Below are 22,045 nucleotides of genomic sequence, written 5' to 3' on the forward strand. Positions count from 1 at the left end.
CCGGAGGGCCATTAGCTCAATTGGCAGAGCAGCGGACTTTTAATCCGTTGGTTGTCGGTTCGAGTCCGACATGGCCTACTGCTCGCGAGGCGGAGGAACCTTCCTCTGACCTGCGCCTTGGCGCCCCACCCGATCGCTTCGGGTGGGGCGCTTCGCCGTACCCGGGGCGTCCGCCGGCCTGATGTGAGCCCGAGGTGAGCCCGGCGGCACGAACGGCCCGCCGCGGGACCAGCCCTACGGCGTCCTCGGCAGCCGGCCGCCGCAACTGCGCGGTGACCCTGCCTGGTGGAGCCACCTGCCGTTTTCCTGCGTGCACACGCAGCCGGTGTCGACGTACGCCTCACCCCACGCGAGGCGCTCCCGCATCTGCCGCTTGCGGTGCCTCACACGCACCTTCACCGTCTCGGAGTCGAGGGCGACGACGTCGACCCCGCCCGGCGCGGCAGCAACGGCGTCGTGGCGTTCAGCGGCCGCCCGTACTGCTGCCCCGATGCCGCGACCGCCGAGCGGTGCATCGAGCATGTGCGCGCCGGCGACGAGCGGATGGGGAGTGAGGCGCGTGGCCCTGGGAAAATCGTTGGCCCCGCGGTGGGGCGGGCTGCCTATGATCGCCGCAAGCGGGGTCGTAGCACAGAGGTAGTGCGCCTACACAGCATGGAGGAGGACGCCGGTTCGAATCCGGCCGCCCCGCCCTTCAGCCTTGAGGAGCACGGTCAGCGGGCCGCGCAGCGTCATGGCCGTAGCGGCACGGACTCGCACACCCGCACGATAGGCTGCGCTGAATTGCCTGGTCAGCAGGTGCGTGGGTGCGGGAGTGGCTGTGTCTGAACACGATTCGGAGATGCTTGCGGCGCGGTGGTGGAAGTGGGCGATGTCGGCCCCGTCCGGACGCAGCCCTGTGGAGGACACCACGGGTGAGCACGCGCATTGGCGCCAACCGGCCGACGTCTGGTTCCTCGCAGGCACCTACGGCGGGAGGGTGGTGCGTCGCTGCACGGTCCCGGTCGACCGGCCGCTGTTCCTTCCCGTCTTCAACACGCGGCGCCTGGCCCTCGGCTTCTCTGCCGATCCCTGGCGCATGCCGGCATCGCGCGCCGAGGCAGACCTGAACGGCATCCCGCTGCCCCTCCACGAGGCGGCCTCGAAGCGATTCTTCGCCTCTGGCCTGCCCTGGGTTGCCTGGGGTCTTTGGAGCGCGATCGACCCCCTCGCACCGGGGGAGTACGTGTTGTCCATCAAGGCTCAGTCTGGCGATTTCTGGGTGGACACGACCTATCACCTGGAAGCCGTACCGTGCGGCTAGAACGGACGGACGCGCAGGTCAGGCCATAGGCGAAGGGAGCCCGCTGTGAGCTCGGACGCCTCGTACGACGTTTCGTACGGCGGTTCCCGGGGCCGCGGGCGGTGCGGGGATGCTGCGGTGGTGCTGGTGCAACGGATCGCTGAGGTGGCGGACGAGCCCCTGGTGCTGGAGCCGGATGACCGTCGGGTGGAGCGGGAGACCAACACCTGGTGGCCCAAGGTGGTGACGTTCTCCGTGTGGCATGACGCGCAGGCCGGTTAACGGGGTGAACGTCCTGGGTGGCGGCGGTAGCGTCGCCACCGTGACTCCGGTTCTGCGTACCGAACGCCTGCTGCTCGACCCGTACACCCCCGAGGACGAGGAGGCCTTCGTGGCCCTCTTCCAGGACACCCGGGTCTCCCGGTGGATGGGGGACGGCCCCGCCGCCGAATCCGAGGACCGTGCCCTGTTCGGGCGGGTCTTCACGAAGGTCTATGCCGAGGGCCTCTTCGACGTCTGGGCCGTGCGCAGGGACGGGCGGTTGGTCGGGCACGCCGAGATCAAGCGGACCGACGAGGTCGACGGCCACGAGATCATCTACGCCCTGGCCCCCGAGGCATGGGGATCCGGTCTCGGCACCGAGATCGCGGAGGCGGTCGTCGCGTACGCGTTCGCCCGGCTCGGGCTGACCGAGGTGCATGCCACGGTGGCCGCGCCCAACACCGCCTCCCTGGCCCTGCTGACCCGCATCGGCTTCGAGCACGTCCGCGACGTACGCGAGGACGACGGCTCCACCACCCGTGTCCTGACCCGCAGACGCGAACGGGCCACCGCCTGACGGCACGCGCGCCCAACGTGAAGCGCCCCGCCCGAGGGATCGGGCGGGGCGCTTCGGGGTGTGGGGAAGTGCGATCAGACGTTGGTGCGGCGGCGACGGCCGAGCCAGACGGTGGCCGCGCCGAGCGCGACCAGGGCCGCGGCGAGGCCGGCGTACAGGCCGGTGGACGAGCCGGCGCCGGTGGCGGCCAGGGAGCCCGTGGAGGAGCCCGTGGCGGCCAGGTTGGAGTTGCCTGTGGTGGTGGCGACGGCCTGCCGGACGTCGGTGGTGGAGGACGGGTTGGGGGTCGGGGACGGGGTGGTGGTCGGGTTGGTGGTCGGGTTGGCGGTCGGCTCGGTCGGCGCCGGCTCCGTGATCGGGGTCAGCGGGAACTGCACCGGGACGGTCACGAGCGGCCAGGTGTTGCCCTCGGCCTGGCGGACCTCGGCCTCCATCGTGATCGTGGTGCGCCCGGTCAGCTTGGTGTGCTTGCCCAGGCTGAGGCGCAGCGGCTGGGTGTGGACGCCGGAGGCGGCGCCGAAGCCCTTGGCGATGAGCGGGAGCTCGTAGCGGCTGTCCTTGGGGCTCAGGTCCTGCCAGCGGCCGCCGATCAGGGCCTGGAGCCGGAAGTCGGCGTCCTGCTGGCCCGGGTGCGACAGGGTCAGGCTGGTGGCGAGGGCGGTGCCGAAGGTGCCGTCACCGGTGGCCTGGTAGTTCAGGTCCAGGTAGGCGCGCTGCTCCTGGCCGTCCTTGCCCGAACTGACCTGCTTGAACCACGTCTTCAGCTCGCCCGTTTTGATCCGGGGGTCGACCGTGAAGAGGTGGGAGTCGGCGCCGCCGGGAGCGACCGAGTTGTTGGAACTGGTGGCGGTGAGTCCGAAGTCGCCGTTGTTGGTGGGGTAGTCCGCGCCGAGGCCGATGGTGACCTTCCAGGTCATCGCGCCGTTCGCGGGGATGTCGAAGCCCGCGCCGGGTCGGCCGGCGGACGGGGAGAACTCACCCTGCCACTCGCCGTCCTGCTGGCCGACGTGGGACGTGGTCGCCGGGGCGTCCACCGCCTCGACCTTGAAGACGATGTCGTTCTCGGCGAGCCTGCTCGGCCCCTTCGGGTCCAGCAGCAGCCACGGCTTGTACTCGACGGCCTTGCCGGTCGGGTTCTTCACCGTGAGGTCGAAGGTCTCGGCGGCGCCGCCGCGGGTCAGCGGGCCGCTGGGGACGGGAGCGCCCATCTCCGTGCGCAGCACGGCATGGCCGTCGGTGGCGGGTGCGGCGGACGCGGCAGTGGCCGAGAGCGGCAGCAGAGTGGTGACGACGCCGGCGACGACTGCGATGGCTGCTGTGGTGCGAACGGACATGGTGGACTCCCCCCAGGAATCGCGAGAGCATCGGCGGAGCGCCGAGGCGGTTGGTGTGGTCTGTGTCGTCCGGCCGGTTCGTGGTCCCCCTGGCCGCGGCGACAGATGAATCTTCACCCGGATCCGATCGCGGAATCATCCCCGCAGTGTCACCGCCGTGCAACAGAGATGATCTTGGTTCTCGGGTGCCGGCTTCAGGTCGGTTTTAGGTCTTTGAGCTGCGGCGATGTCGGCTTCGAGGCGGTCCGGCGAAGAATTGGCGAAGAGGCGCTCAGGGATGGCGTAGAGTTGTGTTCATCGACGCGGGGTGGAGCAGCTCGGTAGCTCGCTGGGCTCATAACCCAGAGGTCGCAGGTTCAAATCCTGTCCCCGCTACTCATAGCCGAAGGCCCGGCCCTCTTGGGGGTCGGGCCTTCGGCGCGTTCCCGGCCGCCGAAGGCTCGGCCCCTCCGCGTGTCCCACCGTCCTGACGGCCGCCGTAGGGCCGCCGCCATGCCGCTGCCGGGGGCGTGGCGGGCGGGCGGAGCAAAGATCCAATGTGACAGCGGGTAATGGAATCGCCGCTCTGTGCAAGCTGATTGACGGCCCATCATGGCGCTTTGGTGGCCGACGAGATGGCGTACTCGGCTGATTTTTGCCCGACTTGGCCGCTTTTTGAGCGAAAAGAGATGGCCAAAGCAAGCCAGGGCGTGGTCGATTGCCAGGAACGATCAAGCGCAACGGCTTGGAATCACTCCCCCACTTCTATTACCTTTCGATAACGCAGCGCGGTCGTCCCGGCCGTCGCAAGAGACGGCACCGTGCGCGTGCGTGTCCATGAGGAGTGTGCCCCGGTGGCCTCCAACTCGCCCGCTCCTGAAGGCATCGAGATCCAGGATCCGCCCACCGCGGGTGCCTGGGGCGAGTGGAACCCCACCGAGGACTCGGTCCGCCCGGTGAAGGGCAAGCACCGTGTCGCCAAGCAGCGCGGGGGACTCGCCCGCAGCTCCACCGTGCTCGGTGTCGGTGTCATCGCGGCCGTCGGTGCCAGCGGCATCGCCACCGCTCAGGACCGGCCTCAGGTCGCCATATCCGTGCCCTCCCTCCCCGACCTGCTGACCGGCGACGACGAGCGCCAGAGCGGCGGAGATTCCGGCGAGGACACCGCACGCGGTGGGACGGCGGGGGTCACCACCCAGCAGGCCGACCGCGGCGCGGACGCCGGCGAGGTACTGCGCAACCGCATCCTCCAGCAGGCCGAGTCGCAGTACGAGGCCGCCGAGGCCGAGGCGCGCGCGGAAGCCGAGCGCGTCGCCCGGGAAGCGGCGGCCCAGGAGGCCAAGGACAAGCTGGAGGTGGCCCGTCAGGCGGCCGAGGAGGCCAGGGCCGAGGCGGAGGCGAAGGCCGCGGAGGAGGCCGAGTCCGCGAGGAAGGCCGCCGAGGCGAAGGCCGCGCAGGAGCGCCGCGAGGCCTCGGCCGGGAGCTGGTCCCTGCCCACCTCCGCCTACACCCTCACCTCGCACTACGGAGTCTCCGGCTCCATGTGGTCCTCCGGCCACCACACCGGCCTCGACTTCGCGGCTCCCACCGGTACGCCCGTCAAGGCGGTCGGTGCCGGGAAGATCACCTCGGCCGGCTGGTCCGGGGCGTACGGATACCGGATCGTGCTGGAGCTCGAAGACGGTACGGAGGTCTGGTACTGCCATCTCTCCTCGATGTCGGTGACCTCGGGCCCGGTCGGCGCCGGAGACACCATCGGCCGGGTCGGGGCCACCGGAAACGTCACCGGACCCCATCTCCACCTGGAAGTACGCAAGGGCGGATCGACGACGGACCCGCTGGCCTGGCTGGAGTCCAAGGGCCTGAACGTCTGACGGACGGCTCCGCGCGCCGCGGCCCGGGCAACTGCTGCGGCCCGCACGGACCGGAGCGCGGCGGAAGCAGCTCCTCCATCGCCGCCGCCCGTGCCAGCGCGGGTCCCGCGGTCGCGCGGCTCCGCCACAGCCGCCGAAGCAGCTCTCCTTCCCGGCCCGCGAAGTCCGCCTCGCGCAGCGGCCCCCCGCGGCGCGCCCGGTGCCGCAGCAGCGCCAGGGCGAGAGCGTCCGCCTCGTACCGGGCCACCGCACGTCCGGCAGCCCGGCCCCCGCCGCGCCGTGCCAGCTCGCGGGCGAGCGACCGGGCCGGCACCGAGGCCAGGGCGGGCACTTCGGCGGGAGCCAGCCAGCCCGCGGCCGCGTACAGCGCGAGCTCCCCGGCCACGGCCCGCAGCCGGCTGCGCCGCATCCGCACGGCCAGCCACACCAGCAGCCCGAACAGCGGGACCATCACACAGCCGTAGACGACGTAGAAGCCGTGGTCGCCGAACTGCGAGGAGCCGTTCCACAGGGAGTGCGTCCCCATGGCGAGCGCCAGCCCGATCAGCGGCAGGCAGATCCTGCGCCAACGCTGCGCGCTGACCGCGGCCACGCCGAAACCCAGCCCGGTGAGCACCGTGAACAGCGGGTGTGCGAACGGCGACAGCAGGATCCGTACGAAGAAGGTCGCCGCGGTCACCGAGTCCAGGACGCCCGTCCCGTCGGCGAGGTCCTGCACGTAGGCGTTGCCGAGGTAGAGGATGTTCTCGGTGAAGGCGAAGCCGATGGCGGCGAAGCCGGCCACCACGAAACCATCGGCAGGGCCGGTGAAATGGCGTCTGCAGAACACGAACACCAGCACCACGGCAGCCGCCTTGGCGCTCTCCTCCACCACCGGGGCGATGGCGACCGAGCCGAGCCGGTCCGCTCCCGAGGGGTCGGCGGTCGCGGCGGCTATCCACCGGGTGGCGAAGTTGTTCGCCAGTATGGCGATCAGGGCGGCGGTGCAGGCGCCCCAGCCGAAGCAGAACAGCAGCTGGGACCAGGGCGCCGGCGCGGCCCGGCCCAGCCACCGGAAGGCCGCCATGAGCGCCGGCACCGGCAGCAGGGCCAGACCGAGGCCGACGAAGAAGCCCGGCGTGCCGGTCTGCTCCCGCACGAGTTCGAGGATGGCGACGCCGGTGGCGGCGAGCAGGACGAGGAGCACGCACGTGCGGAACGTGCCGGACGGACGACGCGCGAGAACGGGGCGGAGCGCTCGGAACACATCATGACCCTAGCGATCTGCTCGGACACGTGCGGTGACGTTGTCAGTTCTCCGTGCGACGGAAGAGCAAGTCGTGTACGACGTGCCCCTTGTCGAGGCCCTGCCCCTCGAAGCGGGTGAGCGGTCGGAAGTCGGGCCGCGGCGCGTAGCCGCCGTCGGGCTGGGTGTTCTCGAAGTCGGGGTGGGCCGTGAGGACTTCGAGCATCTGCTCGGCGTAGGGCTCCCAGTCGGTCGCGCAGTGCAGGACGCCCCCGGGTGCCAGGCGGGTGGCGGCCAGCGTGAGGAACTCGGGCTGGATCAGCCGCCGCTTGTGGTGGCGGGCCTTGGGCCACGGGTCCGGGAAGTACACGCGGATCCCGGCGAGCGCGTCGGGCGCCAGCATCTCGCGGAGCAGGATGATCGCGTCCCCGTTGGCGACGCGGACGTTGTCGAGGCCGCCCCGCTCGGCGAGGGCGAGGAGGTTGCCCTGGCCGGGGGTGTGCACGTCGGCGGCGAGGATGCCGGTGGCGGGGTCGGCCGCGGCCATCTGCGCCGTGGCCTCACCCATGCCGAAGCCGATCTCCAGGACGACCGGAAGGTCGCCGAAGAGCGTCGTGAGGTCGATGACCGAGTGGCCGTCGATGTCCAGGCCCCAGGTGCCCCAGAGCCGCTTGAGCGCCTCGCCCTGTCCGGTGGTGACCCGGCTGCGGCGGGGCTGGAAGCTCCGGATGCGCCGCTCGTGGTGCGAGCCGGCCGGGTCCGGCGCGGGGCCGTCGGGGAAGCGGGGCTCGGTGCGCCACTTCGGGGGCACGTACGAGTTCGCCTCCGGCGCGGCGTCGGCGGAGTAGTCGGCGACGGGGGCGTCCGGGACGGCGGGCGGCGTGGGGTTCAGGGACTCAGACACAATGCGCTGATTCTACGACGGGGGGTCGTGCCGGCGCCGCGCGAGCGGCGGGTGGGTCGGCTCCGGCGGCGGGGTGCTCCCCGGCGGCGGGGTGCGCTCCGATCAGGCCGCTGAGAGGGTGCGGAGGGCTCGGGTGGCGATTTCGCGGCCGATCGGGAGGGAGGCCGTTGCGGCGGGTGAGGGGGCGTTGAGAACGTGGATCGTGCGCGGGGCGTCGCGGATCAGGAAGTCGTCCACCAGGGTGCCGTCCCGCAGGACGGCCTGTGCACGGACGCCGGCCGCGGCCGGGTGCAGATCCGCCGCGGTGACGGCCGGCAGGAGGCGCCGTACCGCCCGGGTGAAGGCCTGCTTCGACAGTGAGCGGTGGATCTCGCCCGTCCCGTACCGCCAGTGCCGGGAGGCCATCCGCCAGGCGCCCGGCCAGGCCAGCTCGTCGGCGACGTCCCGCGGGCGCACCGTCGACCAGTCGTAGCCCTCCCGGGCCAGCGCGGGGACCGCGTTGGGGCCGACGTGGACGCCTCCGCCGATGCCGCGGGTGAGGTGCACCCCGAGGAAGGGGAACGCCGGGTCGGGCACCGGGTAGACCAGGCCCCGGACCAGGCCGGGGCGGGCCAGGTCGTAGTACTCGCCCCGGAAGGGGATGATCCGCATGCCCGGGTCGTCGCCGGTCAGGCGGGCGATCCGGTCGCAGTGCAGGCCCGCGCAGTTCACCAGCATCCGGGCCCGGAAGACCAACCCGGACCTGGTGCGCACGGCGACCGCCGACGCGCGGCGCGAAACGAGGTCCACTTCGGCGCCGTAGACGATCTCCGCGCCGGAGGACTCCGCCAGCTGGGCGCTCACCCGGCCGTAGTCCACGATGCCGGTGCTGCCGACGTGGATCGCGGCCAGTCCCTGCACCTGCGGCTCGTACTCGGTGATCTGGGCCGGGCCCAGCTCGCGCACCGGAATGCCGTTCTCCCGGCCGCGCTGGACCAGGGCGTGCAGCCGGGGCAGTTCCTCGCGCTCGGTGGCGACGATCAGCTTGCCCGTCACCTCGTGCGGGATCCCGTGCTCCGCGCAGAACTTCACCATCTCGGCGGCGCCGCTCACCGCGAAGCGCGCCTTCAGCGAGCCCGGACGGTAGTAGATCCCACTGTGGATCACACCGCTGTTGCGTCCCGTCTGGTGCCGGGCCGGGCCCGGCTCCTTCTCCAGGACGACCACCCTCGTCCCCGGAGCCAGGCGCGACAAGGCATGCGCCGTCGACAGGCCGACGATTCCGCCGCCGATCACCAGCACATCGCAGTCCACGCCACCACCCATGCCGACACCTCCCACCCCTGCATACTGCACCCCCGCACCGACAGCGGGGCCACGCGGGTCTACGCCGGAGCCACCAGGAGGGGCCGGGCCCGCTCGCGCAGCTCCGCGACGCGCGGCTCGTCACCGTAGGGTTCCAGGCGGTGCAGCAGGTCCCGCACGTATTCGGTCGTGCGTGCCGAGGAGATCCGGCCCGCCACCTCCACCGCCTGGGTGCCCGCCGCGCACGCCGCGTCCAGATTGCCCGATTCCAGCTCCGCGACCGCGCTGACGACCAGCCGCAGTCCGTGGGATCGCACGTACTCCTCCGTGGGCCGGGACAGCGCCTGCTCGGTGAAGCGCCGGACCTGCCGGGGGAGTTTGAGGTCCCGATAGCATTCCGCCGCATCCGCGGCGAAACGGTCGTATGAGTAGAAGCCGAGCCAGATCGGATCGGGGTCGCCCTCACGGGACCGCTCCAGCCAGCCCTCCGCGGCCCGCAGCGCCGCTCCGGCGGCCGTCGAATCGCCCGCTTTCGCGTGCGCCCGGGCCTCGACCAGCCGGAAGAAGCTCATCGTGCGCGCCGTGGCCAGGCCGCGGTTGCGCTCGACGGCGGCCTGCGCGAGGTCCACGCCCTCGTCCGGGAAGTCGCGGTAGGTCGCCTGGAGGGACATCGAGGCCAGTACGTATCCGCCGAGCGGTACGTCCGCGGCCGCGCGGGCCAGGCGCAGCGCCTGGATGTAGTACCGCTGGGCCGCTTCCTGCTGGCCGGTGTCGAAGGCCATCCACCCGGCCAGCCGGGTCAGTTCGGCGGTCGCGCCGAAGAGGGCGCGACCCACCTCGTCGGTGTACGAGCCCAGCAGCAGCGGGGTCGCGTCCACCCGTAGGCACTCGGGGACCATCGACGAACGCCAGTCGCCGCCGCCGTACTTGGAGTCCCAGCGGCGGGCGTCCTCGGCGGCCTCGCGCAGCTTGGCCACATCGCTGTGACCCACGCGCTGCACGTGGTCGCGCGGCGTTTCGGGGCCGGACTGCGCGGGCACAACGGTGGACGGCGGGCCTGCCGTCCGGCCTGCCGGAGCTGCCATCCGGCCCGTCGCCGGACCGGTCGTACGGCCTTCCGGGGAGGGTCGGGGAGCTGGCGCCGGTGCGTCCTGGGCCGGAGCGTCGTGAGTCGAGGAGGTCGCAGCCGCGGACGGGTGGCGTACCGGACCCGCCGATCCGGCCGGACCCGCCGATCCGGCCTGGGGCGCCGGAGGTGCCGGGGTCGCCGGACCTGTCGAGCCGGCCGGACCGGTCGAGGCCGCCGGCTCCCTCGCCACCGAGCTGTCGGCGGGAGATATCAGCCACCGCGACGCGGGCGTCGCATAGGCCGCCACGGAGAACGAGCCCGCGAGCGACTGCCAGATCCCGCCCCCGCCGCGCCGCCCTGCGAGGTCGAGCCGGTAGAGGTCGGTGGCCGAGCGCACGGCCGCTCCGACGTCGCGGGGGAAGGCCAGCCCCACTTCGGGCGCGGGGTCCGCGTCCGCCAGGCCGATCTCGTGCAGCGGCACCGGCCGCCCCAGTTTCGCGCCGATGGCGGCGGCGATCAGGTGCGGGGCCGCGCCCTGCGGCACCATGCCCTTCGACACCCACCGGGCCACCGAGGTCTTGTCGTACCGAAGCGTCAGGCCGCGCTGCGCGCCGAGGTCGTTGACGCGCCGGGCCAGCCCGGCGTTGCTGATGCCCGCGAGGGCGAGGACGGCGCCGAGCTTCTCATTGGGCTCGCGGAGCTCCCTGGACATGCGCCACCCCTCGTCACACGCGGAACGCACACAACGCATACGCCGCCGGGGCATAGGCGCCCGGCATTTCGTAAACCCAGCGTAGTTCCCCGCCTCCCAAGCGTTAAGGCCCTTACTTCCGTATGGCGGGATTGTTGTCCGTTTGCGCGGTCCGGCCCGGGGCAGGCGGCAGGGGCGCACGTTTCCCCGCGTGCTCCGCCTGTGTGGCCGTGCGCCCGCCCGTGCGCTCTGGCCGGTCCGCGGGCCCGGCGATTCGATGTGCGGTGCGTGGGTCGGTCCGCCGGGTGAACCGGGGTGGGCCGGGGGACGCCGCTACCTCAATCCCCGCGGGTGGCGGAACGGTCCGGGAGGCGGATCACGTCTCCCGGGCCGCGCCCGGGTGCCGGGCGCCGACCGCGCGCAACGACTCTCCGGGCGGCCCAAGAATGGCCGAAAGTGACCTATAGGGCGGTGGGAACGGAACGTCAAATACCGTGTGGCCGGGGCGTATTCGTTTGCTTGTGCGCCCCCTATAACCCCTCTCGCACGCCTGTCCCGTGGCAGCATGGACCCGAGCCACCGGGGTCCCGCAGGCTGCGCGCTCAGCGCTGTCCGTGCTGCCCATGCCCCGGTCATGTGCCCACAGGCTGGGGAGGCGGCGGTGCGCTGGTTGGTGGGGTGGAGCAGTATCGCCGCGAGCTTCGGCACGGCCGGCCGCGTCTCCGGCCAGGTTCCCGGCCACGGACCGGGCGGACACGGCGGCGCGCCCCTGGACGGCGGCATCGCCGACGCCGCCCACGCGGCCGACCCCGGCGCGGACGCGGAGCGCACCGTCCACCCCGTCGGTGCCCAGCTGCTCTGGGGCGACCCCGACCCGCTCTGGGCCGTCGGCGACTGGCGCCCCGACGAGATCCGCATGGTCACCGCGGACCCCTCGGACCCCTTCACCCGGCTCGCCGTGCTCGGCTGCTGCGGCGCGACCGACGCCGAGCTGCGCAGGGCCCTCTACGCGGCCCGCGGCGGTGCGCTGCGCCACCTCACCCAGTGGTCCGGCAGCTACACCGCCGTGGTCCAGGCCGGCCGCCGCATCACCGTCGTCGGCGACCTCGCGGGCGCCCGGCCCGTCTTCTACACGCCCTGGGCGAGCGGGACGGCCTACGCCACCGCCGCGCTCCCGCTCGCCGACCTCATCGAGGCCCAGCTCGACATCGGCCATCTCGCCGCCCTGCTGGCCTGTCCGGACAGCCCGGAGGCACTGGGCGACGGCACCCCGTACGCGGGCGTCCGCCGCATCCCGCCCGGGCACGCCCTCATCCTGCGCGAGGGCTCCCGCGAGATCACCGGCTACGAGCAGGTGGCCTCGCTCGCCGTGGCCGCGCCCGAGGCCGACGCCGACCGGGCGGTGGAGGGCGTACGGGAAGCGTTGGTGGATGCGGTGCGCGCCCGGCTCACGGCTCCGCGGCATGCTCCCGACACCCGGCCACCGTACGATCCCGGCCCCGTGCCCGGCATGGGACCGGCCGACCGGCGTGCTGCCCGCGGTGCCCCGGCCCCCGGGGTGGGCGCCGACCTGTCCGGCGGCAGCGCCTCCGCGACGCTCGCTCTCCTGGCGGCCGGTCTGCCGGGTGCCCCCGGCAGTCTCACCAGCCCTGCCGGGGCCCGGCTGCTCGCGGTCACCTTCAACGACCTGGCCACCCCGCAGGGGCGCGAGGACGAACTGGAACGCGCCAGGGCCGTGGCGGCAGACCCGCGCCTGCACCACGTCGTGGTCGCCGCCGCGGCCGAGGCCCTGCCGTACACCGACCTGGACGGCCCGCTCACCGACGAACCCGGCCCCTCGCTGGTCTTCGCCGCCCGCGAGCGGCGCAGACTCGCCGCGGGAGCGGCCGACCACTTCACCGGCCACGGCGCCCGGCAGGTCCTCGACGCCCATCCGGCCCGCATGGCCGACCTCCTGATGGACCGCCGTCGGCGCCACCTGCTGCGCCCGGTGGCGGCGCTGGCCCGCTCCGCCTCGGCCGCCGGAGCGGCCGGGGAGTCCCTGCTGGTGCCGCTCACCGTGTACTCGGCGGCCCGCAGACTGGCCCGTACGACGTACCGCGCGGGCATGGAGGCCGCCGCGGCCAGGCTCCGCGAAGGCGGGGTCACCGAACGAGCCTCCGGCCCGGTGGACGCTTCCCTCGCGGCCCTGACCTGGTCCCGGCCGGGTCCGGCGGCGGGCTGGCTCACCGGGGAGGCGCTGGCGGAAGTATCGATCCGGCTGTCGGCCGCGGCCGGGCGGCCGCCGCTGTCGCTGCGGCCGGGAGAGGCGCGGGCGCGTTCCGCACTGGCCCGCCAGGCCGCCGACCACCGGGTCTTCGAGCAGGCCGTGGAGGTGCGCAGCCAGCGCCTGCACGCCCCCTTCCTCGACAACCAGGTCGTACGGGCTGCGCGTGCCCTGCCCGAATCCCTGCGCGTGCAGCCCGGCGCCCGGGCGGAGATCCTGCGCAGCGTCCTGTACTCGGCCGGCGTGCGCGAACTCCCGCCGGGCTGGGGCGCCACCGCGCACGCGCCGAACGAGACGGCGACCAGGCTGGGGCTGCGCGCCGCCCTGGGTGACCTGCTGGACCTCTTCGCCGCCCCGCTGCTCGCGGACGCCGGGCTGATCGAGGCCCGGGTCGTGCGCCAGGCCCTGCTCGACGCGGCCGACGGACGGCCGGTCCCGCTGGACGGGCTCGCGGAACTCGTTTCGATGGAGCTGTGGCTGCACCGGCTGCTGGCCCGGCGCGGCACCTGCTGGACGGGTACCTCGGCGGCCCGACGGAGGGCCGTGCCCGAGGGGGTTCCGGTGCACCGCCCGGCGCTCTCCTGACCGGGCCCTACCGGCTGACCGGACCCTACCGGCCCAGGACCAGGGCGGTCGCGATCGCCGGGCCGAAGGCGCCGCCCAGCTGGTAGCAGAGGGTGAACAGGCCGATGGCCGTGGGGCGCTGGGCGTCGGGGGCGCTCGACGCGGCCTGCACCGACAGCACGGCACTGGCGCCGGCCGCACCGAACACGCCGCCGAGGGTGGCCGCCAGGAGCAGCGGGCCCGAGCTCCCGAACACCGCGAGCACCACGGCCAGCGTGCCGACCGAGACCAGTACGGCGCGTACGGCCGTCCGGCCCATGCGCGCCGAGCCCGCCGCCAGCAGCCAGGAGAGCGCGGATCCGGTGAGCAGCGTCACGAGCTGACCGGTGCCGGCCGCGGTGACGTCCCAGCCCGCGCGGTCGGTGAGCAGCCGGGGCACGGCGAACAGCAGGGTGAAGTACGAGGTCGACAGCGCGCACGCGAGCAGAGCCGAGCCGAGGAAGAGGCGGCTGCGGACCAGGGCGGCCGGGACGAATCCGTCGGGCCGGCGCCGCATGTGGAGCGTGAGGAGCCCGGCGGCGATGGCCGCGGAGCCCAGGGCGGCGGCCGGCGCGTGGGGGAGCAGGACGAGGGCGGTGGCCAGCACGGCCAGCAGTGCGGCGCCGCGCGTGTCGAACCGACCCTGCGGGGCGGCGGCCGGGGCCTGCGCGTACCGACTCACCGCGGGCACCGCCAGGAGCGAGACCAGGGACACCGAGAGCGAGAGCCGCCACGACACGGTGTGGGAGAGCTGCGCGCCGAGCAGCGGGCCGGACGCGCCCAGCATGCCGAAGCCGGCGCTGATGACGCCCATGCGGCGGGCCGAGCCGGCCAGGCTCATCGCGGCCGCCACCAGGCCGGCGCCGCCCACGGCCTGGGCGGCTCGGCCGAGGAGGACCGCCGCCAGCCAGGGGGATGCGGCGACGAGGAGTGTGCCGCCGAGGAGGAGGGCGGTGGACAGCCGGAGGACCGGGGTGAGGCCCCGGCGGCGCAGCAGCCCGGCCAGCAGCGGGACGGAGACGGCCATGGCCCAGGCGAAGGCGGCGACGAGCCGGGCCGCGGTCGAGGTGTCCACCCCGAGGGAGGCGGCCATGTCCGGAAGGATCAGCACGGGGGCGTTGGCCGTGGCGGCCACGGGGGTGGCGAGCAGGGCGAGCCACAGCACGGGGACCGGGGCGGTGCCGGGGGCGGGCTTCGTGGCGGTGGCGGCGGTCGTGGCCGTAGTGGCGGTCGCTGCTGTGGTGGCCGTGGTGGCGTTGACGGGTTTGGGGGTCATGTGGCGCCGGCTCCGATCCGTCTCAAGGTTCAGAATCTCAACGTTGAGATAAAAGCAGGGCCATCCTCTCAACGTCAAGTGTCTCAACGTTGAGATATTCTGGAGGTCGACAGACACGTCGACGGGCGCACGTCGACGGAAGAGGAGGCGGCATGAGCGACGCGGTGGACGCGATCATCGGCCAGTGGGCGCGGGAGCGTCCCGAGCTGGTACCGGGCCTGTGGCCGGTCGAGGTCCTGGCCCGGATCCAGCGGATGAACCGGATCCTCGACAAGCACCTCAAGGCCTTCGCGGCAGAACACGACCTGGAGGCGGGTGAGCTCGACATCCTCTTCACCCTCCGCCGCAGCGGCCCTCCGTACGCGCTCACCGCCGGAGCCCTCATCCCGGCCGCCATGGTGACCTCCGGGGCGATCACCAACCGCATCGACCGCATGGAGGCCAAGGGGCTGGTGGAACGGGTGCGGGACGGCCAGGACCGCCGTACCGTCCGGATCCGGCTGACCGAGCACAGCGTCGGCCTCACCGAGTCGCTGCTCGAAGACCACCTGCGCCGGTACGCCGAACTGCTCGCCCCCCTCGACGCCGCCACCTGCGCCACGGTCGCCGAGGCCCTGCGCACCCTCCTGGAGGCCGGCGGCGACACCTCGATCACCTGAGGCCGGGCCGCGCCGACGGTCACCACGCTCCCGGCGGCGCGACCGCCGGCGCGGGCCCGTCCCCGAATGGCGCCGCCACCCACCGCCCGGCCGGGCAGAATTGGCGGGTGCGGTACCTCATCCTCGGCGTCACCGAGGCACACGACGAGACCGGTGCCCCCCTTCCGATCGGCGGCGCCCGGCTGCGCGCACTCCTCGCCGCGCTCGCCCTGCGCGCCGGCCGGACGGCCGCCGTCTCCGCACTCGTCGACGACGTCTGGGGCGAGGCCCCGCCCCTGGACGCCCCCGCCGCCCTCCAAGCGCTCGTCGCCCGCCTGCGCCGGGCCCTCGGCGGCCGGGACGCCGTCCACGCCGCCCCCACCGGCGGATACCGCCTCGCCGCCGCCCCCGACGACGTCGACCTCCACCGTTTCACCCGCCTTGCCGCCGAGGGCGACCGGGAGCTGGCCGCCGACCCGGAGGCCGCCGCCCGCACCCTGCGCACGGCCCTCTCCCTCTGGCGCGGCCCGGCCCTCGCAGACCTGGCCGAGCCCGCCCGTACCGCACACGCAGCCGCCCCCGAAGCCCGCCGCTCGGCCGCCCTGCGCCGCCGCATCGAGGCGGACCTGCGCAGCGGCGCCACCGCCCCGGAGCTGCTCCTGCCGGAGATCGAGGCGCTGGTCCACGAGAGCCCGTACGACGAACCGCTGCGCGCCCAGCAGCTGCGCGCCCTGCGAGCCGCCGGCCGCAACGCCGACGCCCTCGCCGCGTACGAACGCACGCGCCGCGCCCTCGCCGACGGCCTCGGTACCGACCCCGGACCCGAACTCACCGCCCTGCACGCGGAACTGCTCCGGCCCCAGCCGCCGCAGACGTCCCTGCCGTCACGGACTCCGCGACCGCCGGGGACCGCACCGGCACCGCTGAAAGCCCAGAGCTCCCAGAGCTCCCAGAGCTCCCAGAGCTCCCAGCACACCGAGAACGTCCAGCCCCCGCCCGGCCGGCCGCCGCAGCCGGCCGGCCCGCCGGCCCCGTCCACCCGCCCGGAGGCCCCGGGCCCGGCCTCGGTGCCGGCCTCGGTGCCGGCGCCGCGCGGCAATCTCCGTCCCCGTCTGAACTCCTTCGTCGGCCGCGAGCCCGAACTGGCCGCCCTCCGCGACGACCTGGCCCGGCTGCGCCTCATCACCCTCACCGGCCCCGGTGGTTCGGGAAAGACCCGCCTCGCCGAACACGCCGCCGCATCCCACCCCGAGCCCGGCTGGCTCGTCGAACTCGCCCGCCTCGACCACCCCGACGCCGTCCCCGGCGCCGTCCTGAGCGCCCTCGGTCTGCGCGAGAACTCCCTGGTCGCCCGCGAGACCCCGGCCCCGACGGCCGCCGCCGACCCCACGACCCGGCTCGTCGAGCACTGTGCGCACCGCCGTCTGCTGCTGGTGTTGGACAACTGTGAGCACGTTGTCGAAGCTGCTGCGGCGCTTGCTGAACGCCTCCTTACGCAGTGCCCTGGTGTTCAGGTCTTGGCCACCAGTCGCGAACCCCTCGGTGTGCCTGGGGAGATGGTCCGTCCGGTGGAACCGCTGCCCGACCCGATTGCGCTGCGGCTGCTGGGCGACCGTGGGGCGGCGGCCCGTGCCGGGTTTGCGGTGGAGGAGGATCCGGTCGCCGCTGCGGAGATCTGCCGTCGTCTCGATGGGCTGCCGTTGGCGATTGAGTTGGCGGCGGCGCGGCTGCGGCTGTTGACCCCGCGGCAGATCGCGGATCGGTTGGACGATCGGTTCCGGCTGTTGACTGGTGGTTCCCGTACGGTCCTGCCGCGTCAGCAGACCCTGCGTGCGGTCGTCGACTGGTCTTGGGACTTGCTGGACGAGGCCGAGCGCACGGTCCTGCGCCGGCTGTCGGTCTTCGCGGGCGGCTGTGACCTCGCTGCCGCCGAGGCCGTGTGCTCCGATCCGGCCGGGGACGGCGTCGCGGACGTCGCCGACACCCTCGGCTCCCTCGTCGACAAGTCCCTCGTGGTCGCCGCCCCCGCCTCCGACGGCACCGGCATGCGCTACCGCATGCTCGAAACCATCCACGAGTACGCCGCCGAACGCGCCGCCGCCCACCCGGCCGAGGCCCGAGCCACCGCCCGCCGCCACGCCGCCCACTTCCTCGCCTTCGCCGAGCGGGCCGAACCCCTGATCCGCACCGCCGCCCAGCTCCCGTGGATCCGGCTCGTGGAGACCGAACTCGACAACCTCCGTGCCGCCCTGCACACCACGACCGCCCACGAGGCCGACGCCGAAACCGCACAGCGGCTCGCCTGCGCCCTCGGCTGGTTCTGGTGGCTGCGCAACTACCGCGTCGAGGGAGCCGAGTGGACGACCCGGGTCCTCACCCTCACCCCGGGCCGAGCGCCCGAGGGAACGCCCGCGTACTGGCGCCGCATGCACCTCCAGGTCCTCGGCATGTTCCTGCTCGCGGACAGCGACTCCGCCAGGAAGTTCCGCACGCCCGAATACCGGGAGCTCGCCGTCCGAATCAGGACGGCCTTCCGCCGGGACTCCCCCGAGACCGCGGTCTTCCCGGGGATCCTCTGGCCCGCCACGTCCTTCCTCGTCGGCGACGCCGTCGACATCGGGACCGACCTCGACCGGTCCGTGGAGAACTGCCGCCGGCATGCGAGCGAATGGGAACTCGGCATCGTCCTCATGCTGCGCGCCCGAACCGCCATCGACATCACCGGAGGGCTGTCCACCGTCGACGCCGACCTCGCCGAACTCCACGGCATCGCCCGGCGCGTCGGGGACCGCTGGACCCGCGCCCAGGTCGCCGGCGCCGCTGGGGAGATCGCCTTCTCGCGCGGCCGGTACGCCGAGGCCCGCACCGAGTTCGAGGAGTGCCTGCGCCTCGCCCGCGAGGTCGGGGACCACGGCGAGGTGCCTTTCGCCATCGCCCGGATCGCCGAGGCCGCCTACAGCGCGGGCGACCTCGACGACGCCGAGCGGCTCCTGGCCGAGGCCGGGGAGGAGACCGACCGGCACGGCGGCGCGCAGGATGTCAGTGCCTACGCCCGGTTCCTCGCGGCCCACCTCGCCCTCCAGCGGGGGGACGCCGTCCGAGCCAGAACGGAGTGCGAGCTCGCCCGCGTCCAGACCGAACGGATCACCGTGCCGGCCCAGCTCACCGCCGGGCTGGACACCGTCGACGCCCTCCTCACCGCACGCGAACACGGGCCGGAGGCCGCACTGGCTCTGATCGGACCCGCTCTGCACGCCGCCGTCACAGGGCGCTGCGCCGAGCGCGTCCTGGCCGGCGTCGCGGAGGCGGCTGCCCGGTTCCTGGCCGACGCCGACCGTCCCGCCGAGGCCGTACGGGCCCTCGCGGCGGCCACCGCCTGGCGCGCGGGCCTGCCCCGCTCGGTCCCCGAGGAAACCGTCGTGGACGGCCTGCCGGAGCGCACCCGGGCGCTGCTCGGCCCCGACCGCTGGGCGCGGGAGGAGGCGGCGGGCGCCGTGCTCACCCCGGCCGGGCTCGTCACCGCGCTCACCGCCGGCTGATCACCTGCCGCTGATCACGGACAGGCGTTCAGCGGCAGGTGATCACCGCGTCGGCCCAGCTCGCCAGCGTCGGCAGCCGGCCCGGGCCGGCCCGCTCCACCACCAGCCGCAGCGACGTGCGCCCTTCGAGGGAGACCTGGACGGCCGCGGGCGGATCCTCGTACCCGAGGGCCCCGGACTGCCACAGCCGCTGCCCGTCGGCGTAGACGGAGAAGCGCAGCGACCCGTCGGTGAGCAGCGACAGGCCGTCCACTCCGGCCCAGGCCGAGAGGCCGGTGCACTGCCGGTTGAGGGCGATCTCCACAGAGGAACGCGAGTTCACGGTGATGCCCTGCGCGAACCGCCGGTCGCCCACCCGCAGCCCCCACCGCTGCCACACCCAGCTGCTGTGCCAGGTCTGCAGCTCCGGGCCGCTGTGGTCGCCCCGCACCGAGTAGGGGAGGGCCGCCAGCCGGAACGACTGCGGCGGCTTCGGGACCGGCGCCGGGGTCGTCGGCGTCGGCGCGGGCGTGCTCGGGGACGGCGCGGGCGCGGGCTTCTCCCGGCTGGGGGAGGGCGACGGAGACACCGAGGGCGCCGCCGGGGACGGGGAGGCCGAGGCCGATGGTGCCGGCTTGCGAGACGGGGGTACGGAGGCCCGCGCGGGCTGCGGCTCCGGCTCCGGCGGGCTCGGCTCCGCCGAGGGCGACGGGGAGGCGGGTGCTCTGGGGACGGCGGGTGCCGCCACGCTTGGCGCCGGCTTCACCCGGGCCTGGGGCTCGGGCTCATCCCCGGCCAGCGCGAACACCACCCCGGCTGCAGTGGCGACCGCGATACCTGCGGCGAGGGCGGCCTTGGCCGGCAGCCCGAGTCCCTCGGCCGCCAGCGCACCCCCGGCCGCGGATCCGGAACCACCGGCTCCGGCCCCGCCGGCAGCGCCCCCTGCGGCCCCCGCCCCGGAACCGGCCGTACCTCCCGCAGCCCCGCCGGCCCCGGCCGCCGTACTGCCCGCGGCGGCCGCCGCGGCCCCGGCCCCGCCCGCGGCGACGGCCCCACCGGCCATCACCCCGGCCGCCTTGGCCGCGTACCCGGCGGCGAACCAACCGATGACCGCAACCGGAAGCAGCGCCGGAATCCCCGCGTTGACGTCTTTGAGCTCCCCGGCGGCCAGCCGGCACTTCACGCACTGCTCCAGGTGCTTGCGCAGCCCCCGCTCCGCCCGCATCCGCAGCCCACCCCGCGCGTAGGCGCCCAGCCGGTCCGCGTACCGCGCGCAGTCGCCGCCTTCGCTCAGCGCCGAGCTCACATGGGCCTGCAGGTAGGCCTGCTTGAGGCCTTCGCGGGCGCGACTGGCCAGCACCGCCGTCGCGTTGGCGCTCAGCCCGAACAGCGGGGCGATCGCACTCGGCGACGCCTCTTCGACGGTGGTGTGCCACAGCACGGCCTGCCACCGCTCGGGCAGGCTCCGGAAGGCCTGCATGGCCAGCGACTGCTCGGCCACCCGCATGGCCCGCACGTCGGCGCCCAGTTCGAGGGTGTCGTCCCCCGAGAGCCCGGACATCCCGGCGCCGCTCTCGGTGCGCGTGGCCGCCTGCTCCGCGAAGACGGCGAAGTCCTCGACGAGGTGCTCCCGCTTGGCCGTCTTGGCCCAGGTCGCCGCGACCCTGCGTACGGTGGTGAGCAGATAGGCCCGCACCGACTGGTCCGGCCCGGCCCCGCCCCGTACCGCCTGCAGGGTTCGTGCGAACACCTCGGCGGTCAGGTCGTCCGCGGTGTGCTGGTCCCGGCAGCAGGACCGCGCGTAGCGGCGTACGGCGTCGGCGTGGCGGCGGAACAGCTCCGCGTACGCGCCGTCGTCACCGGCTCGCATCCGGGCGATCAAGTCCCCGTCGGACGGCGGCAGCTCACCCCCGGAGCCGACCGGACCCGAGGGACCCGACGAACGTGCGCGCCGCCCGCCCGGTTCGCGCTGCGCAGGCACCTGCCGGGCGGGGAGGCTGCCCAGCTCGGTCTCGCCGCCGGCGCCACCGGACGACTCTTCACGCCCGTCAATGCTCATCGCGGAAGCCCCCGCACGACACGCTCAACCGGTACACCGATTAAGCGTGTCACATGGCGGACACGCGTCGAACCCCTCCGGGCGCCATCCACCCGTCCGGGAAGGTTTCGACACATCACCGAACACGCCGCCGCGCGTGCCGACGAACCATCGGCACCCGGATGTCCGTCCGGCACCGACCCCGTACCGGCCCGGCACCGACCCGTCACCGGCCCGGCACCGACCCGTCACCGGCCCGGCACCGACCCGTCACCGGCCCACCGGGATCACGCAGTCCGGGAACGCAGCCCTTCGAGCAGGATGTCGAGCAGCCGGGTCGAAGCCGCCGCCTGCTGCGCGGGGTCGGGCAGCGCGGGCGCCGCCGTCGCTATCACCAGCAGCACATCGGCCACCGTGACGTCACCACGCAGCTCACCGGCCTCCCGCGCCCGGTGCACCAGCCGGCCGACGACCTCCAGCAGCGCACCCGCACCCGCGTCGTCCGAAGGCTCGTCGTCAGAGGCGCTCCGCGCCGCTCCCACGACCCGCAGGCCGGGAGTCCCGGCCGCCTCTGCCGCCTGGCGCTGGTGCGGAACCCGCACCTCCTCCGCCTCCCCGGCCGCCTCCTCGGCGGTCGAGCCGACGCGCAGCACCTGAGGCGGCAGCAGCCGCCCGGCGCCCGAGGCCACGGAGGTGCGCAGGAAACGCGACAGCGCCTGCCACGGCTCCTCCTCCTGGCCCAGTGCCGTCTTGGCCTGCTCGGTCAGCCGGGCGGTCTCCTCCTCGGCTATCCGCCGCACCAGGACGTCCTTGCTCGGGAACCGCCGGTACACGGTTCCGACACCGACCCGCGCACGGCGTGCCACGTCCTCCATCGGAGCTCCGTAGCCGAGCTCGCCGAAGACTTCGCGGGCCGCGCGCAGCACGTGCTCCAAGTTGCGCTGGGCGTCGACGCGCAGCGGCGTGGACCTGCCCACACCGTGCGTGGTCGCGCTGGTCAGTGCGCGACCGCCGCCCTCGACCGAGAGAGCGGTCGCAGAACCATGGAAATCGGAAATGTTCATATGTATCCCCCGGTAATCATTTGTCTCCCCCCGGAGACACTCCCCGCCTTCACGCCGAGGGGGGCCACGGTCTCAGGCCCGGTCCTCGACGAGATACGAACATAGTTGAGCCAGAGTCAATTCAGAAGAGGCAGCCCCGGACGGACCACCGCCCGATCGGAG

At 73.9% G+C, this 22,045-nt stretch carries 16 protein-coding genes and 3 tRNA genes; 10 read left to right on the forward strand and 9 right to left on the reverse strand.

From position 1 onward, the window contains the following. Window positions 1-5 precede the first annotated feature (5 nt). Window positions 6-78: transfer RNA gene (locus ACFW2G_RS25380), tRNA-Lys, on the forward strand. Between the two features lie 156 nt (window positions 79-234). Here ACFW2G_RS25380 and ACFW2G_RS25385 read toward each other — a convergent pair. Continuing rightward, the gene (locus tag ACFW2G_RS25385; protein WP_384584817.1) at window positions 235-522 is read right to left on the reverse strand and encodes a hypothetical protein; all 288 of its coding nucleotides are present in this window, start codon (window positions 520-522) and stop codon (window positions 235-237) included. Between the two features lie 95 nt (window positions 523-617). Here ACFW2G_RS25385 and ACFW2G_RS25390 point away from each other — a divergent pair. From ACFW2G_RS25390 to ACFW2G_RS25405, 4 genes are all read left to right on the forward strand, one after another. Then, window positions 618-692, forward strand: a tRNA-Ala gene (locus tag ACFW2G_RS25390). Between the two features lie 128 nt (window positions 693-820). Further along, window positions 821-1,303 (forward strand): hypothetical protein, encoded by a 483-nt coding sequence (locus ACFW2G_RS25395; RefSeq protein WP_236647587.1) that lies wholly within the window; start codon window positions 821-823, stop codon window positions 1,301-1,303. A 45-nt stretch (window positions 1,304-1,348) separates the two neighbouring features. Further along, window positions 1,349-1,564 carry a hypothetical protein gene (locus ACFW2G_RS25400; protein ID WP_384584820.1) on the forward strand — a complete coding sequence of 72 codons (216 nt, stop codon included), beginning with the start codon at window positions 1,349-1,351 and terminating at the stop codon, window positions 1,562-1,564. Window positions 1,565-1,604: 40 nt separating this feature from the next. Continuing rightward, entirely contained in the window at window positions 1,605-2,120 is a 516-nt protein-coding gene (locus tag ACFW2G_RS25405; protein WP_037921283.1) for a GNAT family N-acetyltransferase, read from the forward strand. Between the two features lie 74 nt (window positions 2,121-2,194). On the opposite strand, the gene ACFW2G_RS25410 is transcribed toward ACFW2G_RS25405, so the two are convergent. Further along, complete coding sequence (locus ACFW2G_RS25410; RefSeq protein WP_384584823.1) at window positions 2,195-3,454, reverse strand: hypothetical protein; 1,260 nt, start codon at window positions 3,452-3,454, stop codon at window positions 2,195-2,197. 301 nt (window positions 3,455-3,755) lie between these two features. Here ACFW2G_RS25410 and ACFW2G_RS25415 point away from each other — a divergent pair. Both ACFW2G_RS25415 and ACFW2G_RS25420 read left to right on the forward strand, forming a co-directional pair. Continuing rightward, window positions 3,756-3,829: transfer RNA gene (locus tag ACFW2G_RS25415), tRNA-Met, on the forward strand. Between the two features lie 458 nt (window positions 3,830-4,287). After that, a complete protein-coding gene (locus ACFW2G_RS25420; protein ID WP_384584826.1) occupies window positions 4,288-5,307 on the forward strand; it encodes a M23 family metallopeptidase in 1,020 nt (339 codons plus the stop codon). Here ACFW2G_RS25420 and ACFW2G_RS25425 read toward each other — a convergent pair. From ACFW2G_RS25425 to ACFW2G_RS25440, 4 genes are all read right to left on the reverse strand, one after another. Continuing rightward, entirely contained in the window at window positions 5,216-6,553 is a 1,338-nt protein-coding gene (locus tag ACFW2G_RS25425) for a PrsW family intramembrane metalloprotease (protein ID WP_384584829.1), read from the reverse strand. The two genes, ACFW2G_RS25420 and ACFW2G_RS25425, sit on opposite strands and share 92 nt — an antisense overlap. A 43-nt stretch (window positions 6,554-6,596) precedes the next feature. Next, window positions 6,597-7,436, reverse strand: coding sequence for a tRNA (guanosine(46)-N7)-methyltransferase TrmB (gene trmB, locus ACFW2G_RS25430; RefSeq protein ID WP_037920080.1), 840 nt, complete (start codon window positions 7,434-7,436; stop codon window positions 6,597-6,599). 102 nt (window positions 7,437-7,538) lie between these two features. Further along, window positions 7,539-8,741, reverse strand: coding sequence for an L-2-hydroxyglutarate oxidase (lhgO, locus tag ACFW2G_RS25435; protein WP_384584831.1), 1,203 nt, complete (start codon window positions 8,739-8,741; stop codon window positions 7,539-7,541). A 59-nt stretch (window positions 8,742-8,800) separates the two neighbouring features. After that, window positions 8,801-10,501, reverse strand: coding sequence for a sporulation protein (locus ACFW2G_RS25440; RefSeq protein ID WP_384584834.1), 1,701 nt, complete (start codon window positions 10,499-10,501; stop codon window positions 8,801-8,803). 640 nt (window positions 10,502-11,141) lie between these two features. Between ACFW2G_RS25440 and ACFW2G_RS25445 the strand changes: the two genes are divergently transcribed. Next, window positions 11,142-13,331, forward strand: coding sequence for an asparagine synthase-related protein (locus tag ACFW2G_RS25445; RefSeq protein WP_384584837.1), 2,190 nt, complete (start codon window positions 11,142-11,144; stop codon window positions 13,329-13,331). 25 nt (window positions 13,332-13,356) lie between these two features. Here ACFW2G_RS25445 and ACFW2G_RS25450 read toward each other — a convergent pair whose 3' ends face one another. After that, complete coding sequence (locus ACFW2G_RS25450; RefSeq protein WP_384445635.1) at window positions 13,357-14,625, reverse strand: MFS transporter; 1,269 nt, start codon at window positions 14,623-14,625, stop codon at window positions 13,357-13,359. A 152-nt stretch (window positions 14,626-14,777) separates the two neighbouring features. Between ACFW2G_RS25450 and ACFW2G_RS25455 the strand changes: the two genes are divergently transcribed. Together ACFW2G_RS25455 and ACFW2G_RS25460 are read left to right on the forward strand one after the other, a co-directional pair. After that, a complete protein-coding gene (locus ACFW2G_RS25455; RefSeq protein ID WP_037920073.1) occupies window positions 14,778-15,284 on the forward strand; it encodes a MarR family winged helix-turn-helix transcriptional regulator in 507 nt (168 codons plus the stop codon). Between the two features lie 107 nt (window positions 15,285-15,391). After that, entirely contained in the window at window positions 15,392-18,802 is a 3,411-nt protein-coding gene (locus ACFW2G_RS25460; RefSeq protein ID WP_384681063.1) for a BTAD domain-containing putative transcriptional regulator, read from the forward strand. A 28-nt stretch (window positions 18,803-18,830) separates the two neighbouring features. Here the strand turns inward: ACFW2G_RS25460 and ACFW2G_RS25465 are convergent, their stop codons facing one another. Together ACFW2G_RS25465 and ACFW2G_RS25470 are read right to left on the reverse strand one after the other, a co-directional pair. Further along, window positions 18,831-20,840 (reverse strand): sigma-70 family RNA polymerase sigma factor, encoded by a 2,010-nt coding sequence (locus tag ACFW2G_RS25465; protein ID WP_384585493.1) that lies wholly within the window; start codon window positions 20,838-20,840, stop codon window positions 18,831-18,833. Between the two features lie 266 nt (window positions 20,841-21,106). Next, window positions 21,107-21,883, reverse strand: coding sequence for a TetR/AcrR family transcriptional regulator (locus ACFW2G_RS25470; protein WP_037920070.1), 777 nt, complete (start codon window positions 21,881-21,883; stop codon window positions 21,107-21,109). Between the last annotated feature and the right edge of the window lie 162 nt (window positions 21,884-22,045).

The sequence above is a fragment of the Streptomyces sp. NPDC058880 genome, from assembly GCF_042742535.1.
In the GTDB taxonomy this organism is placed as follows: domain Bacteria; phylum Actinomycetota; class Actinomycetes; order Streptomycetales; family Streptomycetaceae; genus Streptomyces.

Coding starts and splice junctions, on each gene's coding strand:
- ACFW2G_RS25410 (WP_384584823.1), bottom strand. CDS start 3,454: ATGTCCGTTCGCACCACAGCAGCCATCGCAGTCGTCGCCGGCGTCGTC.
- ACFW2G_RS25440 (WP_384584834.1), bottom strand. CDS start 10,501: ATGTCCAGGGAGCTCCGCGAGCCCAATGAGAAGCTCGGCGCCGTCCTC.
- ACFW2G_RS25465 (WP_384585493.1), bottom strand. CDS start 20,840: ATGAGCATTGACGGGCGTGAAGAGTCGTCCGGTGGCGCCGGCGGCGAG.
- ACFW2G_RS25385 (WP_384584817.1), bottom strand. CDS start 522: ATGCTCGATGCACCGCTCGGCGGTCGCGGCATCGGGGCAGCAGTACGG.
- ACFW2G_RS25470 (WP_037920070.1), bottom strand. CDS start 21,883: ATGAACATTTCCGATTTCCATGGTTCTGCGACCGCTCTCTCGGTCGAG.
- ACFW2G_RS25450 (WP_384445635.1), bottom strand. CDS start 14,625: ATGACCCCCAAACCCGTCAACGCCACCACGGCCACCACAGCAGCGACC.
- ACFW2G_RS25455 (WP_037920073.1), top strand. CDS start 14,778: ATGAGCGACGCGGTGGACGCGATCATCGGCCAGTGGGCGCGGGAGCGT.
- lhgO (WP_384584831.1), bottom strand. CDS start 8,741: ATGGGTGGTGGCGTGGACTGCGATGTGCTGGTGATCGGCGGCGGAATC.